Source organism: Peribacillus sp. P4_B1 (genome assembly GCF_056402395.1).
Genome location: NZ_JBFUHM010000001.1, coordinates 148440 through 162739, shown reverse-complemented (window position 1 = coordinate 162739; position 14300 = coordinate 148440). Strand labels below are relative to the sequence as shown.

17 protein-coding genes and 1 other annotated feature (1 of these 18 only partly in view) are annotated in these 14300 nt (G+C 40.8%); all 17 genes read left to right on the top strand.

Annotated elements, in window-relative coordinates; translation table 11 throughout:
• Positions 1-258 precede the first annotated feature (258 nt).
• The 17 genes from murB (at position 259) to AC1DVK_RS00715 (ending at position 14131) form a co-directional block, all read left to right on the top strand.
• A complete protein-coding gene (murB, locus tag AC1DVK_RS00795; RefSeq protein WP_089362415.1) occupies positions 259-1167 on the top strand; it encodes a UDP-N-acetylmuramate dehydrogenase in 909 nt (302 codons plus the stop codon).
• A gap of 137 nt (positions 1168-1304) precedes the next feature.
• The gene (locus AC1DVK_RS00790) at positions 1305-2087 is read left to right on the top strand and encodes a cell division protein FtsQ/DivIB (RefSeq protein WP_061462329.1); all 783 of its coding nucleotides are present in this window, start codon (positions 1305-1307) and stop codon (positions 2085-2087) included.
• Positions 2074-2766, top strand: coding sequence for a DUF881 domain-containing protein (locus tag AC1DVK_RS00785; RefSeq protein ID WP_477625668.1), 693 nt, complete (start codon positions 2074-2076; stop codon positions 2764-2766). The genes AC1DVK_RS00790 and AC1DVK_RS00785 overlap by 14 nt, the downstream gene beginning before the upstream one ends.
• 42 nt (positions 2767-2808) lie before the next feature.
• Positions 2809-3519 carry a DUF881 domain-containing protein gene (locus AC1DVK_RS00780; RefSeq protein ID WP_477625667.1) on the top strand — a complete coding sequence of 237 codons (711 nt, stop codon included), beginning with the start codon at positions 2809-2811 and terminating at the stop codon, positions 3517-3519.
• Positions 3519-3884, top strand: a complete 366-nt coding sequence (locus tag AC1DVK_RS00775; RefSeq protein ID WP_076366662.1) for a small basic family protein — start codon at positions 3519-3521, stop codon at positions 3882-3884. The genes AC1DVK_RS00780 and AC1DVK_RS00775 overlap by 1 nt, the downstream gene beginning before the upstream one ends.
• Before the next feature lie 261 nt (positions 3885-4145).
• Positions 4146-5444: a cell division protein FtsA gene (ftsA, locus tag AC1DVK_RS00770; RefSeq protein WP_061462333.1), complete on the top strand. Its 1299-nt coding sequence runs from the start codon at positions 4146-4148 to the stop codon at positions 5442-5444.
• A gap of 44 nt (positions 5445-5488) precedes the next feature.
• Positions 5489-6646 (top strand): cell division protein FtsZ, encoded by a 1158-nt coding sequence (gene ftsZ / locus AC1DVK_RS00765; protein ID WP_061462334.1) that lies wholly within the window; start codon positions 5489-5491, stop codon positions 6644-6646.
• 521 nt (positions 6647-7167) lie between these two features.
• On the top strand, positions 7168-8094 hold the full coding sequence (gene spoIIGA / locus AC1DVK_RS00760; protein ID WP_089362416.1) for a sigma-E processing peptidase SpoIIGA: 927 nt from the start codon (positions 7168-7170) through the stop codon (positions 8092-8094).
• A gap of 59 nt (positions 8095-8153) precedes the next feature.
• Complete coding sequence (gene sigE / locus AC1DVK_RS00755) at positions 8154-8873, top strand: RNA polymerase sporulation sigma factor SigE (protein ID WP_053345247.1); 720 nt, start codon at positions 8154-8156, stop codon at positions 8871-8873.
• A gap of 150 nt (positions 8874-9023) precedes the next feature.
• Positions 9024-9803, top strand: coding sequence for an RNA polymerase sporulation sigma factor SigG (sigG, locus tag AC1DVK_RS00750; RefSeq protein ID WP_061462336.1), 780 nt, complete (start codon positions 9024-9026; stop codon positions 9801-9803).
• Between the two features lie 231 nt (positions 9804-10034).
• Positions 10035-10304 carry a YlmC/YmxH family sporulation protein gene (locus tag AC1DVK_RS00745; RefSeq protein ID WP_061462337.1) on the top strand — a complete coding sequence of 90 codons (270 nt, stop codon included), beginning with the start codon at positions 10035-10037 and terminating at the stop codon, positions 10302-10304.
• Positions 10305-10359: 55 nt separating this feature from the next.
• Positions 10360-11187, top strand: a complete 828-nt coding sequence (pgeF, locus tag AC1DVK_RS00740; protein ID WP_477625666.1) for a peptidoglycan editing factor PgeF — start codon at positions 10360-10362, stop codon at positions 11185-11187.
• Positions 11188-11189: 2 nt separating this feature from the next.
• Positions 11190-11861, top strand: a complete 672-nt coding sequence (locus AC1DVK_RS00735; RefSeq protein ID WP_061462339.1) for a YggS family pyridoxal phosphate-dependent enzyme — start codon at positions 11190-11192, stop codon at positions 11859-11861.
• A 21-nt stretch (positions 11862-11882) separates the two neighbouring features.
• Complete coding sequence (locus AC1DVK_RS00730; protein WP_061462340.1) at positions 11883-12347, top strand: cell division protein SepF; 465 nt, start codon at positions 11883-11885, stop codon at positions 12345-12347.
• Positions 12348-12353: 6 nt separating this feature from the next.
• On the top strand, positions 12354-12620 hold the full coding sequence (locus AC1DVK_RS00725; protein WP_034313862.1) for a YggT family protein: 267 nt from the start codon (positions 12354-12356) through the stop codon (positions 12618-12620).
• A gap of 136 nt (positions 12621-12756) precedes the next feature.
• Entirely contained in the window at positions 12757-13530 is a 774-nt protein-coding gene (locus tag AC1DVK_RS00720) for a YlmH family RNA-binding protein (RefSeq protein ID WP_477625665.1), read from the top strand.
• Between the two features lie 85 nt (positions 13531-13615).
• A complete protein-coding gene (locus tag AC1DVK_RS00715) occupies positions 13616-14131 on the top strand; it encodes a DivIVA domain-containing protein (protein WP_061462342.1) in 516 nt (171 codons plus the stop codon).
• A gap of 63 nt (positions 14132-14194) precedes the next feature.
• Positions 14195-14300, top strand: a binding site (T-box leader) (it continues 137 nt past the right edge of the window).

The following is a 14300-nucleotide window of genomic DNA, read 5'->3' as shown; positions in this document are numbered from 1 at the left end:
AGGATACTTTGCCGGAAATTAGAAATAAATGAAATGCCGCTTAAATATTACCATGTATGAATGTGGGGGAATCCATAATAAATATTGGCAATACTGCTTTGTTTAGACTATAGTATAAGAGGGTTAGGCCGTACTGGGGCTTGCTTCTGCTCATTTTTCTGTTTAAAAGGTATTATCAATCTTGTAAAATAAATGACCTCATGTAAGAGGAAATGGAAATCATAACTTGGAATTTTTGGAACAACAAGGAGGTTTATCATGGATAAAGTGATAAAGCAATTAACTGAAATGAAAATCGGCAAAGTTCTTGAACGAGAACCGCTTGCGAATCATACAACTATGAAAATTGGGGGGCCGGCTGATTTATTCATCGTGCCATCATCCATTGAAAATATAGAAAAAACGATGCAGGTCATCAAAGAACATGGGATACCATGGAGGGCGATTGGCAGGGGCTCGAACTTACTTGTAAGTGATGGCGGAATTGAAGGTGCCGTACTTAAATTGGATAAAGGACTTGATCATTTCGAGTTGAATGGCTGCGAGATTAAAGCGGGAGCTGGGGTGTCACTTGTCAGCCTTTCCGTTCAAATCAGTAAAAAAGGATATGCAGGATTGGAATTTGCCAGTGGGATCCCTGGTTCGGTCGGCGGGGCTGTCTATATGAACGCTGGTGCGCACGGTTCCGATATGAGTGTAATCCTCAAGAAGGCGCATGTCCTTTTTGAAGATGGAACCCTAGCTTGGCTTTCGAAGGAAGAAATGGAGTTTTCATATCGAACCTCTCTGCTTCAAAAGAAACGACCTGGAATCGTACTGGAGGCCATTTTTCAATTGACAGAGGGCAATAAAACCGAAATCGTTGAAAGAATGCAGAATAACAAGAATTATCGAAAAGAAACCCAGCCGTATAATCTGCCATGTGCCGGTAGCATATTCAGGAATCCACTTCCACATCATGCAGGTAAATTGGTGGAAAATGCCGGCCTGAAGGGACACTCGATTGGCGGAGCGCAGATTTCACCGATGCACGGAAACTTTATCGTTAACACAGGGACTGGAAGTGCTGCGGATGTTCAAGCCTTGATACAGCATGTGAAGGATACTGTGTATGATAAATTTGAAATTGAAATGGAAACAGAAGTGGAAATCATCGGCCGGAAATAACAGAGGATTTATTCTTTATATCCAAATATTGTGTTATAATGTGATACCTTTTAAAGTTTATTAAAAACAAATTTTAAGTTTGTCTTGAATCGTACTGTGTCATAAACCATCCATTTTTTCAGGAAGAGGTGAATGGGATGGAAAAGGGAAAAATCGTTTCCATTGAGGACCGCATCCCGAAATTAAAACAATTAAGAAAAAGCAAAGCAAACAGGCGACTTGTTCTTTTGCTTTCCCTTTTCTTCATTTTGGTTGCTTGTGTGCTGTATTTCTTATCCCCGTTGAGCTACGTGAAATCCGTGCAGGTAGAGGGGAATCGTTATTTTACTTCCAAGCAGATCATTAAATTGAGTAAGGTGAAGAAGGATCAAAGCATCTGGAAGGTTGATACAGGGACCGCCGCCGCTAATATCAAAAAAAATAAGGAAATAAAAAGCGTTCAGGTAACACCTGTATTTCCTAATTCCATTAAAATCACGGTTTCGGAACATAATAGGATGGCATATCTGTCCAATAATGGTAAGTTTGCTCCAATTTTGGAAAACGGGTCGGTTTTGGAGGAATTAGCAACAGGCGAAATTCCAGTATTTGCCCCGGTTTTAATTGGTTTCAAAGAGGGTAAAGCATTAAAGTTGCTTTTAGAAGAGCTGGACAAGCTTCCTGTCGAGATTCAGAATGCCATATCTGAAATTCATTATGCTCCAACCAAAACCGATGACTACCATATCGTCATGTTTATGAACGATGGGTTTGAAGTAAGTGCGACAAGCCGGACTTTATACGAGAAAATGATCCACTACCCATCGATTGTCAGCCAGTTGGATCCAAAGGTAAAGGGAGTCATTGATCTGGAAGTGGGTTCTTATTTTAAAGCATATGAAGACGCTGAACAAAAGGAAGGCACCAATGAGGAAAATTAATGGCAAACGGGTGGTCTTACCCCTAGTTTGCGTTGTTCTCGGATTTATGATTGCCTTCTCTTACAATCTGACCAAAGATGGTAAAGGAGTAGTGAAGGATAAAGCCTGGGATCAGGAATATGAGCTAAGGCAGCAACTGATCGAACAAGAGAAACAGAACAGGGATCTTCAGAATGAACTCCTTCAAAAGCAAGAAAATGTATCCAAAATTGAAAAAGACCTAGCGCAGGAAAAGCAGTTATTTTACAATTTGGCCGAGGATACGGAAAAATACCGGATGTTTCTTGGAAAAGTGAAAGTGAAAGGCACAGGCCTTCAGGTGACTCTTGAAGATGGTACAGATATGGACTCAGAGGCCAATGTTAATAACTACCTGGTTCATGAACAGCATGTCTTCAAGGTCGTCAATGAACTATACATATCAGGTGCAGAGGCTGTTGCGATTAACGGTCAAAGGTTAAATCATGATTCTTACATAGTATGTAATGGGCCTGTGATCACAATTGATGGCCATCAGCATCCAGCTCCATTTATCATTTCTGCGATTGGGGACCCTGATGTCCTGGGTGCTTCACTGGACTTACCCGGTGGCATAAAGGAACAGCTGGTTAATGAGAATATTATCTTTACAGTGGAAAAGCAAAAGAATATCATTTTTGATCCAATTATTGGAGGGTGATTAGATCGCCGGATTCGATGAAAGATTGGTGAGAAACTGGAAATGAAAAAAAAGCTTTCTTTTAGTTTAGTTACGTTGATTGCTGGCTTCATGCTCGCAATTCAATTCAATTTGGTGAATCACCCTGTCGTTTCCGATACAAGGGATATGTGGGAGCTGAAAAATGATTTATTGAAAGAACAGCAGACCCAGGCGGAATTAATAGAGGGTATCAGTATGCTTGAGGGGAAAATTGCATCCTATGAAACAAAGAAAAATGAGAGTAAAGAGGAAGTATTACGTGACACCCTGACCGAATTAAAGACTGATGCAGGTTTGACCGAAATAAAAGGTAAAGGGGTAATCGTGTCTATACAGCCTATAAAAGAAGAAATCCTTCTTGGTAAGAGGATCGAGTATATTTCACCTGTATTGATCATTCGGCTCATAAATGAAATGTATAGGTTTGGCGCTGACGAAATTTCCATTTCAGGACAAAGGTATATTTCAACATCGGTTATTCGTGATATAAATGGGCAGCCGAAAATAGACGGATACCCTCTAGTTGATTACCCGGTCGAAATAAAGGCAATTACCGTTAATCCAACGAAATTGAAGCAGCGTATTGAAGGATCGGAACTTATGGATGATTTCTTTATAGATAATTTTGAAGTGCTGATTAAGGCACCTTCAGGTGAGTTGACATTGCCGGCCTACCAAAATGCTATAAATGTGGAACATATGGAACCCATTATGGATGGGGGGGAATCGTAATGTGGTTGCCAGTTTTTGGACTCTTGATTGGAATCACCCTTGGTTTTTTGGTGGATTTCGATATCCCCCATGAATATTCAAATTATCTCTCCATTGCCGTGCTTGCTGCTTTTGATACCTTATTTGGAGGCATAAGGGCTCATCTGCAAAACCTTTATGATGAAGTTGTATTTGTAACAGGATTCTTCTTTAATATTATTTTGGCTGCAGGTTTGGCTTTTCTAGGTGTACATCTTGGTGTAGACTTGTATTTAGCCGCAATCTTTGTGTTCGGCGTAAGGCTCTTTCAAAATATCGCCCTGATTAGAAGGATACTAATTGAAAAATGGTCCATTTCCCGGAAAAAGCAGAAAAAAAATCTATAATTTTAAAGGGAATTAAGTTGTAAATGACGAATAGTTTATGGCAGTATCTAGTTTAGAAATGATATCAGTTATGTTGAGAAGCGAACAATAAGCACTTGAAAACAGAAGAATCTACGAGTTTGTTTGGGAAATGATAAATGAACCGCATAATGAATTAGCGAGTTGTTGTAATCAGTTCTGTTATTTTATAATGAATAAGTCTATTAGATATAAAAATGTTATTCTACTAATACATGTAAAACCTGAAGGAGGTGCCATGGAATGAACAGCAACGAAATATACGTAAGTCTTGACATCGGTACATCCAGTGTAAAAGTTATCATTGGGGAAATGGTCAATGACACATTAAATATAATCGGCGTTGGAAATGTTAAATCAGAAGGGCTCAAAAAGGGTTCAATCGTCGGTATAGATGAAACCGTCCAATCCATTCAAAAGGCTGTCGAACAAGCAGAACGGATGATTGGGATGGAGATAACAAAGGTAATCGTCGGTATAAGTGGAAATCACGTGACGCTTCAGCCTTGTCATGGGGTAGTAGCGGTATCCAGTGACAATAAAGAAATTACTGAGCATGACGTTTTCCGTGTCAGGGAAGCGGCGGAGTTAATAACGATACCGTCCGACAGGGAAATTATCGACGTGGTGCCGATTCATTACAAAGTTGATGAACTTGATGAAATCAGTGATCCAAGGGGCATGATAGGTGTTCGGTTGGAAATGAGAGGGATTTTGATCACAGGTCTTCGGACAATTTTACATAATACGCTGCGTTGTGTGGAAAGGGCAGGGTTAGAAATAACCGATATCGCTCTTCAGCCATTAGCAGCAGGTTCCCTTGTTTTATCCAAGGATGAGAAAGAACTTGGTGTGGCACTTGTCGATATTGGGGGAGGTTCCACGACTCTTGCAATTTTCGAACAAGGCTATTTACAATATACGTCTGTGATACCGATAGGCGGGGAAACACTTACGAAGGATCTTTCCATCGTTCTAAGGACAACGATGGAAGAAGCTGAGAAAATAAAAGTAAAGCATGGACATGCCTTTTATGATGACGCGTCTGAAGATGAAGTATTCCAAATACCGATCATCGGCAGCGACCAGCAGCAGCCCTGCAACCAGTTAATGCTTTCGGATATCATTGAAGCGCGTGTGACCGAAATATTCGAGTTGATTCAAGATGACTTGAGAAGACTTGGCTTCCAGGATATTCCGGGTGGTTTTGTGTTGACCGGGGGCGTAGTTAAGATGCCGGGAGTCCTGGAGCTTGCTCAATATGTGTTCCAAAACCGCGTCAGGACAGCTGAACCGAACTACATCGGTGTTAGGGAACCACATTATACGACAGCTGTTGGTCTGATTAAACACGCATGCAAGAAAGAGAGAATGCAAAAAAACACCGCTAATAAAACTCCTGTAGCAGCTGGACAAGCACAAGAAGATAATGACCAGCGCAGCCAAAAGGTTTCTCAGAAAAGCAAAGAGAACACGGCTAAAAACCAAGGTGAAAAAGGTGAATCTAAATTCAAAAAAATCCTGGGTTACTTTTTTGAATAACAATCATTAAGAATCGGGAATTTCGTCAAAATAGGAGGATTGTCATGTTGGAGTTTGATTCTAATTTAGAACAATTAGCAACGATAAAAGTAATAGGTGTTGGCGGCGGCGGAAACAATGCGGTAAACAGAATGATCGAGCATGGTGTACAGGGTGTCGAGTTTATTTCTGTCAATACAGACGCACAGGCACTTAATCTATCAAAAGCAGAAATTAAAATGCAAATCGGTGGGAAGCTTACACGCGGTCTAGGTGCAGGCGCCAATCCGGAGGTAGGAAAAAAAGCTGCAGAAGAAAGCAAAGAGCAGATTGAAGAAGCGCTTAAAGGTGCCGATATGGTATTCGTAACTGCTGGAATGGGCGGCGGTACTGGAACGGGAGCGGCTCCTGTCATCGCTGGCATTGCTAAAGATTTAGGGGCTCTTACAGTGGGTGTTGTTACTCGTCCATTTACTTTCGAAGGCCGAAAACGTGCAACACAGGCTCAAGGCGGCATTTCATCCATGAAGGAATCGGTTGACACACTAATCGTCATTCCGAACGACCGTCTTCTTGAAATCGTCGATAAAAGCACGCCAATGCTTGAAGCGTTCCGTGAAGCCGATAATGTTCTACGTCAAGGGGTACAAGGGATTTCAGATTTAATTGCAGTTCCAGGTCTTATTAACTTGGACTTTGCCGATGTTAAGACCATCATGTCCAACAAAGGTTCCGCTCTTATGGGAATCGGGATTTCCTCCGGGGAAAACCGTGCAGCAGAGGCGGCAAAAAAAGCCATCTCCAGCCCGCTGCTTGAAACATCGATTGATGGTGCCCAAGGCGTACTGATGAATATAACAGGTGGAACGAACCTAAGTCTTTTTGAAGTCCAGGAAGCGGCCGATATCGTGGCTACTGCATCCGATCAAGACGTAAACATGATTTTTGGTTCGGTTATCAATGAAAACCTTAAAGATGAAATCGTCGTTACAGTGATTGCCACAGGCTTTAACGAGGTTGAAGCTTCAATAAGGCCTACTGGACGTCCGACACTCGGACAACAGCAGCAATCAAGACCTCAGGCACAACAAACGCCACAGTCAAACGTGAAGCGTGAAGTGAAGAGAGAAGAAGTCAATGAACAGCCTGCACGAAATGCTAATCAAGGTGAAGAGGCTTTGGACATTCCAACCTTCCTACGTAACCGTAATAGACGTCGTTAATATCGACGTCATATGCCGTTCCCATTTGGGGACGGTTTTTTGCCGTTTAAAAGATGCATGCCTAAAAAAAAGCACTCGATTCCAAGGGCTTTGGAATAATGGGACTTTTCTCGAGCGGTGTCACTCGATTCCAAGGCTAGCTGAAATTTTAATAATAGCATCCTTGATTGATGTCTAAATGTCCCTATGCGGTGGAAGACCTGTTTCCGCTGCATGATGGAGTATCTGGGGTAAGTACCCTCTTTTCGTTAAGCTTTCGTTCACTTTTCATACGTAAATGAAAAAAGAAAAGAGCATCGAGAAATTATTAAACTTTTAAAACATAAATCGACAGAAGTAAAAGGGAGCAGGATAGACTCTAAGACAGTATTGAAAATATCAATAGCTGTTTTTCTACAAAAAGGGTAAAAATGACTGAAAAACTCTTAAGTTTTCAGTACAAAAAGTGACACACTTTCTTAGGGCAGGTACGCTATACTTTTTGCTAGTGGAAGGTTAGCTCATAAAAGGAGGGTAGGTATTTGACCTTATATTTAGATGTGATCTGGTTATTGAATTGGTTATTTGACTGCCTCCTTTTATATTGGACCGCCATCATCCTCAAACGAAGGGTAGCTCTTTGGCGGGTATGCATCGGCGGGCTGATAGGCTCCCTCATTATCGTATTGGCATTCACTCCTTTTTATGCAATTGCCGACCGAGTGTACATGAAGATTTTAGTATCCCTGGTCATGGTGCTGGCAACCTTTGGGTTTAATAGGTTAAAACTTTTTATGAAATCGGTGGCCACCTTATATTTTGTGACGTTTTTATCGGGAGGAATCCTTCTTGGACTTCACTACCTATTTGAATTTCAAATCGTTTCCAAGGACCCTGGCCAATATGCAGGAATCAATCGTTTTGGTGACCCTGTCAGCTGGATATTTGTAATGATTGGCTTCCCGCTCGCTTGGCAATTTTCCAAGAGGACACTTGAAGGGATGGAGATGACAAAGCTTTCGCATGAACAAATGGTTTCGGTCTCGGTTAAAATTTCTGACTTTGAAGGTACGTTTCATGGATTGGTGGATAGCGGCAATCAATTATATGATCCGATTACACGTTCCCCAGTCATGATCATTTCACTTTCAGGCGGGGAAGCGGGAATTCCAGACGATATGCTAGAGCTCTTTAAAAACCCTGATAACCTGATTAGCCAGGAAGTACAGCCCGAGTATTCATGGACTGGTAGAATGCGTGTCATCCCTTTTAAAGTCGTTGGTCATGAACACCAGCTGTTAACCGCAATCAAACCGGATTACATTAAAATCTTAAAAGGAGAAAAAGAATATCATGTTAAGCAGGGTCTCGTATCGTTTACCTTTCAGCAACTCTCTCCCGACAATAGCTATCAATCTATCGTTCATCCGAAAATGTTAACCGGGATACCGGTGCAAAATGCCTCCTGAACTTTTTGATTCACTCTAAATTTAGACCCATAATCCGTTTATTAGAAGGGAGAATTATTTTGAAGAAATTCATTCTTCGGCTCACTTATTTTTGGTACAAACTATTGTTCAAGCTCGGATTGAAAACGGACGAAATATTTTATATAGGAGGGAGTGAGGCACTGCCACCGCCCCTTTCAAAGGAAGAAGAGGCAATTCTGATCAATAAATTACCCAAGGGCGATGAAGCTGCACGATCGATCTTAATTGAACGGAATTTAAGGCTGGTTGTTTATATTGCCAGGAAATTTGAAAATACGGGCATCAATATTGAAGATTTAATTAGCATTGGTACCATAGGTTTGATCAAAGCTGTGAATACATTCAATCCTGAAAAGAAAATTAAACTCGCTACATATGCTTCGAGATGCATCGAGAATGAAATATTAATGTATTTACGAAGAAATAATAAAATCCGTTCTGAAGTTTCTTTTGATGAACCCCTGAATATTGATTGGGATGGAAATGAACTTCTGTTATCCGATGTTCTTGGGACTGACGATGACATTATCACGAAAGACCTCGAGGCAAACGTTGACCGCAAGCTGTTGACGAAAGCACTTACGCAGTTATCCGAGCGTGAAAAACAGATAATGGAACTCCGGTTTGGACTTGCAGGCGGAGAAGAAAAAACCCAAAAGGATGTTGCCGATATGCTGGGGATTTCCCAATCTTACATTTCACGTTTGGAAAAAAGGATTATTAAGAGGCTTCGAAAAGAATTTAATAAAATGGTGTAAGAAAATAAAGTGGATAAACGCCAATTAAATCAATACTTTGGCAGCCATAATGAAAAATAATGGTGATTTTCAGTTCTAGCCATGTGCATATTTTTTCCTCCCGCGGAAATACTGTTTTTTGTACAGCGCTCCTGTGAGGAGGGAATAATTTTGTCTCGTAATAAGGTTGAAATCTGCGGTGTGGATACATCAAAATTACCGGTTTTAAAGAATGAAGAAATGAGAAAACTCTTCAAAGAACTTCAAAATGGCGATATTTCAGCAAGAGAGAAACTGGTAAACGGGAATCTTCGACTCGTTCTAAGCGTCATTCAACGCTTCAACAATCGGGGAGAGTATGTAGATGATCTATTTCAGGTAGGCTGTATAGGGTTGATGAAGTCGATAGATAACTTTGACCTAGGTCAAAATGTTAAGTTTTCAACGTATGCTGTACCGATGATTATTGGAGAAATCAGAAGATATCTTCGTGACAATAATCCTATTCGGGTATCCCGTTCTTTGAGAGACATCGCTTACAAAGCTTTACAGGTAAAAGAAAAGCTTATAAGCCAGACCCTTCGTGAGCCGACAGCTGAAGAAATCGCCAAGGTGTTGGAAGTACCTCATGAAGAAATTGTTTTTGCATTAGATGCTATACAAGATCCAGTTTCCCTTTTTGAACCGATTTATAATGATGGCGGGGATCCGATTTATGTACTCGACCAACTGAGTGATGAAAAAAATAAAGATAGTACCTGGATTGATGAGATAGCTATAAATGAAGGAATGAGACGGTTGAATGACCGGGAAAAAATGATCCTTCGCAAACGTTTCTTCCAAGGGAAGACGCAAATGGAGGTAGCCGAGGAAATTGGCATTTCACAAGCGCAGGTATCCCGATTGGAAAAAGCGGCAATCAAGCAAATGAATAAAAATATCCAACAGTAGAAGCTGGACATGAGAAAAAGTTAGCTGAAGCGGGTAGGGCAAATGCCGATTACCCGCTTATCAGCAACTTTTCCATAGCGGCTTTTTTATTTTGTGAAAAACCCCTTTCAGAAGGTAAGTCATGAAATGAATGGACGTTTATTTATCGTATTCTTCATCCTTGAGTGAATCATGTCATATACATAGGAATAGGACCAACATCTATGATGAAATTTTGAGGAGCTGAGTGATGTGACCAGGATTTCCGAATTTCAAATTAAGGATATCGTCAATATAGCGGATGGAAAGAAACTAGGTAATATGTCAGATCTTGAAATCAATACGTCCACAGGGAAAATAGAGGCCATCATCGTTTCAAATGGAACAAGGCTAATGGGCTTCTTCGGCAGGGAACAGGATATAGTAATCCCATGGCGCAAAATAAAAAAAATAGGTGCGGATGTCATTCTTGTTGAACATCAGACAGTATTTCAAGCTGAGCTGAAAGATGAACGGTTTTAAAGGTACATGGCGCAAATATATGATACACTAGACTAAAAAATAAAGAGGTTAAAGGATGAAAGAGCCATTTGCTTTAATAAAAGACCAATATATGCTCATTGACAGCTGGAGACAACAAAATCTCCAGCTCGTAGCGGGCTTCACCACAAAGAATGGGGGAGTCAGTTCAGGGGATTTCCAAACATTGAATACCGGTTTTCATGTCAAGGATAAGCTTGAAGATGTCCAGGGAAACCGCAGGATTTTAGCCGATAAGCTGTTGTTTCCGCTTAATGAATGGGTAGGGGCCGAGCAGACGCATGAAACGAAAATCCATCATGTTACCGAACGCGATGGCGGGAGGGGTTCAATGGATTATGATTCAGCCTTTAAGGCAACTGACGGATTCTATACGAAGGATCAAAATGTTTTATTGACTCTTTGCTATGCGGACTGTGTGCCTTTATACTTTCTTGCTCCGGCACATGGTTTGATTGGGGTGGCACATGCCGGCTGGAAGGGTACCGTTAATGGAATTGCACGAAAAATGGTTGAGGCATGGCTAAATGAGGGTATAAAGGCAACGGAGATATTTGCTGTTATTGGGCCGTCGATTTGTTCTAAGTGCTATGTAGTTGATGCTAAAGTCATCGATTTAGTGCAGAATTTGCTGGTAGATAATGACGAAAAGCCCTATAATTTAATCAGTGAAGGACAATATCGATTGGATCTTAAGCAACTTAATGCATTGATTCTTCAAAAATCAGGAATTCCAAAAAGTCAGATCGACGTTTCATCATACTGTACAAGCTGTGATCATGAATTGTTTTTTTCACATCGCCGCGATAACGGAAAGACAGGTAGATTGATGAGTTTTATCGGTTGGAAGGAGGATTTAGGGTAACAGTGAAAGTAGTGGACAATTTAAAAAACATCGAAGAAAAAATAAATATAGCATGTGAAAATAGTGGCAGGGACCGTGAAGGTATAAAGTTAATCGCAGTGACAAAATATGTTTCGGTCGAGAGAGCAAAGGAAGCATTGGAGGCGGGAATAAGCGATTTGGGTGAAAACCGTGACGAAGGGCTATTGAATAAATATGAAGTGCTGAAGGACAAGCCCAACTGGCATTATATTGGCTCCATGCAAACACGCAAAGTAAAAAATGTCATCGATAAAATTGCGTATATCCATTCATTGGATCGCATTTCTTTGGCAGAAGAAATTCAAAAACGCGCAAATGAGCCGATAAACTGTTTAGTGCAGGTGAACGTTTCAGGTGAAGAATCAAAACATGGCTTGAATCCTGAAGCGACAATGGATTTCATAAAAGGGTTATCTCATTTTGATAAGGTGAATGTTGCAGGATTGATGACGATGGCTCCATTGACTGATGATCAACAGGTTTTGCGGGAGTGCTTCCGGAAACTAAAGGGCATCCAGGCGGAAATACAAAATGCCGGTTTGAAGCATGCTCCCTGCACTGAATTGTCCATGGGGATGTCCAATGATTTCATGATTGCCATTGAGGAAGGCGCTACAATGATTAGGATTGGTACTGCACTTGTAGGCGAATAATTTTAAGGAGGTACGCTATAGATGTCGTTCGTATCAAAATTTAAATCTTATTTCGCGCTGGATGATGAGTATGAGTACAAGGATGAAGAGTTGGAAGAAGAGGAGGCTGAACCTAAAGCCGTGAAGTCAGCTAAACAACAGCAGCCCGCTTCTGCAGGGAATAATACCAATCAGAATATCGTAAGTTTGCAAAGCGTACAGAAATCTTCTAAAGTAGTATTATTGGAGCCTCGAGCTTATGCAGAAGCCCAGGAGGTAGCTGACCATTTAAAAAATAGACGTGCAGTAGTTGTGAACCTTCAACGAATCCAGCATGATCAAGGAAAGCGAATCATCGATTTTCTAAGTGGGACTGTCTATGCAATCAGCGGGGACATCCAAAAAATCGGAACAGATATATTCTTATGTACCCCGGACAACGTCGATGTTTCCGGTAATATTACCGGCTTCGCCGCCGATGAGGAGTACGAAGAAGCGAGGTGGTAATGGTTAATGGGTTTAGTGCTTCAAGGTTTATATTATTTAATTGAAATTTATTCAATGGCATTAATCGTTTACATATTGATGTCATGGTTCCCCAACGCAAGGGAGACATCGATTGGTCAATTCCTGGAAAAGATTTGCGAACCGTATTTAGAACCGTTCAGAAAGTTCATACCGCCACTTGGCATGATTGATCTTTCACCGCTTGTGGCCCTGCTGGTGCTTAACTTTGCCAGCGGTTATGGAATCTATTACCTACAGACTTTAATAGGATGATCAACAACAATTAACCTGACATGCATATTACTACACAGTCGGAAAATTTCCGCCTGTGTAGTAGCAACGAAGAACAATTTAATCAATTCCTTATGATCGACCATTAATTTGATAACTAAGGAGCATTTATTCAATCATGAGTATTTATCAGCATTTCAGGCCGGAGGAAAAAGATTTTATTGATCAGGCAATGAATTGGATCGATCAGGTCAAGAATTCCTACGCTCCGAAACTATCTGATTTTCTTGATCCGCGCCAGCAGGAAATCCTTACTTCCTTATTAGGGAATGATCCGGATGCAAAACTGCAATTTAATGGCGGGAGCGATTTCGTAGAGCGAAAGCGTGTGCTCATTTACCCTGATTATTACTCTCCTGAACCATCGGATTTCAATATCTCCTTATACGATATCTCCTATCCAAAAAAGTTTGTTACGCTTGAACATAGGCAAATACTTGGAACCTTGATGTCACTAGGGGTAAAACGTGAAAAATTTGGTGATATAATAGTGACGGAGGAGCATATTCAATTTATCGCTGCCGGAGAGATGGATTCATACCTCACAGGAAACCTGGAGAAAATAGGTAGCGCTTCCGTTTCGATCAAAAGGCTTCCAATCGAGAATATCATCCAAGTTAATGAAAAATGGGATGAGCAAGTCACCACAGTCAGTTCCCTTAGGCTTGACAGTGTGCTATCGTCCGTCCTGAATATGTCCCGTCAAAAAACCCAGGCCTTGATAACATCAGGAAAAGTAAAGGTTAATTTCAAGCAAACGGAAAACGTCTCGGAAGAATGCCGTGAGGGTGATACACTTTCAATCAGAGGTTTTGGCAGATGTAAAATAGCTTCAATTGATGGGAAAACCAAGAAGGATAAGTGGAGAATCTCGTTAGGCAGACAAAAATAATTCAATATCAAGCAGGATTCATACATTTATTGTCGAATATAGAGTTTTAACATACTAGAGTAGAAACCGTTCTGGAGGTGCCGTAATGCCCTTAACCCCGATAGATATACATAACAAGGAATTTAACAAAGTATTTCGAGGGTATGATGAAGATGAAGTAAATGAATTTCTCGATCAGGTCATTAAGGATTATGAATTGATTTTGAGAGAGAAGAAAGAACTTGAGGATAAGCTGAACGAGACTTATGATCGTTTGGGACATTTTACGACAATCGAGGGTACACTTAATAAGTCGATTATTGTCGCACAAGAGGCAGCGGAAGAATTAAGGCGCAATGCCCAAAAAGAAGCGAAACTGATCATAAAGGAAGCAGAGAAAAATGCGGACCGGATCGTCAATGAGTCACTTGTGAAAGCAAGGAAAATAGCGATGGATATCGAAGATTTGAAAAAGCAATCCAAAGTATTCCGGACACGTTTTAAAATGCTTGTCGGAGCGCAGCTGGATTTGCTGGACAATGACGATTGGGACCACCTGCTGGATTATGAAGTAGATGCGACTGAAATAGAATTAAATGAGAAAGTGGAAGAGGAAATTTAAACGATTCCTTGACTTTGAACACTTTTTTCGCATATAATTTTTTAACAATACTATTCATTATGACATTAGACGATGACAGGGAAAGTAAATTCTTCACACACTTATTTTTAGCGAACCGGGGATGGTGAAAGCCCGGAATAAGCGAAGATATTGAAGATCACCCTTGAGT

Coding starts and splice junctions, on each gene's coding strand:
- murB (WP_089362415.1), top strand. CDS start 259: ATGGATAAAGTGATAAAGCAATTAACTGAAATGAAAATCGGCAAAGTT.
- AC1DVK_RS00790 (WP_061462329.1), top strand. CDS start 1,305: ATGGAAAAGGGAAAAATCGTTTCCATTGAGGACCGCATCCCGAAATTA.
- AC1DVK_RS00785 (WP_477625668.1), top strand. CDS start 2,074: ATGAGGAAAATTAATGGCAAACGGGTGGTCTTACCCCTAGTTTGCGTT.
- AC1DVK_RS00780 (WP_477625667.1), top strand. CDS start 2,809: ATGAAAAAAAAGCTTTCTTTTAGTTTAGTTACGTTGATTGCTGGCTTC.
- AC1DVK_RS00775 (WP_076366662.1), top strand. CDS start 3,519: ATGTGGTTGCCAGTTTTTGGACTCTTGATTGGAATCACCCTTGGTTTT.
- ftsA (WP_061462333.1), top strand. CDS start 4,146: ATGAACAGCAACGAAATATACGTAAGTCTTGACATCGGTACATCCAGT.
- ftsZ (WP_061462334.1), top strand. CDS start 5,489: ATGTTGGAGTTTGATTCTAATTTAGAACAATTAGCAACGATAAAAGTA.
- pgeF (WP_477625666.1), top strand. CDS start 10,360: ATGAAAGAGCCATTTGCTTTAATAAAAGACCAATATATGCTCATTGAC.
- AC1DVK_RS00730 (WP_061462340.1), top strand. CDS start 11,883: ATGTCGTTCGTATCAAAATTTAAATCTTATTTCGCGCTGGATGATGAG.
- AC1DVK_RS00725 (WP_034313862.1), top strand. CDS start 12,354: ATGGGTTTAGTGCTTCAAGGTTTATATTATTTAATTGAAATTTATTCA.
- AC1DVK_RS00720 (WP_477625665.1), top strand. CDS start 12,757: ATGAGTATTTATCAGCATTTCAGGCCGGAGGAAAAAGATTTTATTGAT.
- AC1DVK_RS00715 (WP_061462342.1), top strand. CDS start 13,616: ATGCCCTTAACCCCGATAGATATACATAACAAGGAATTTAACAAAGTA.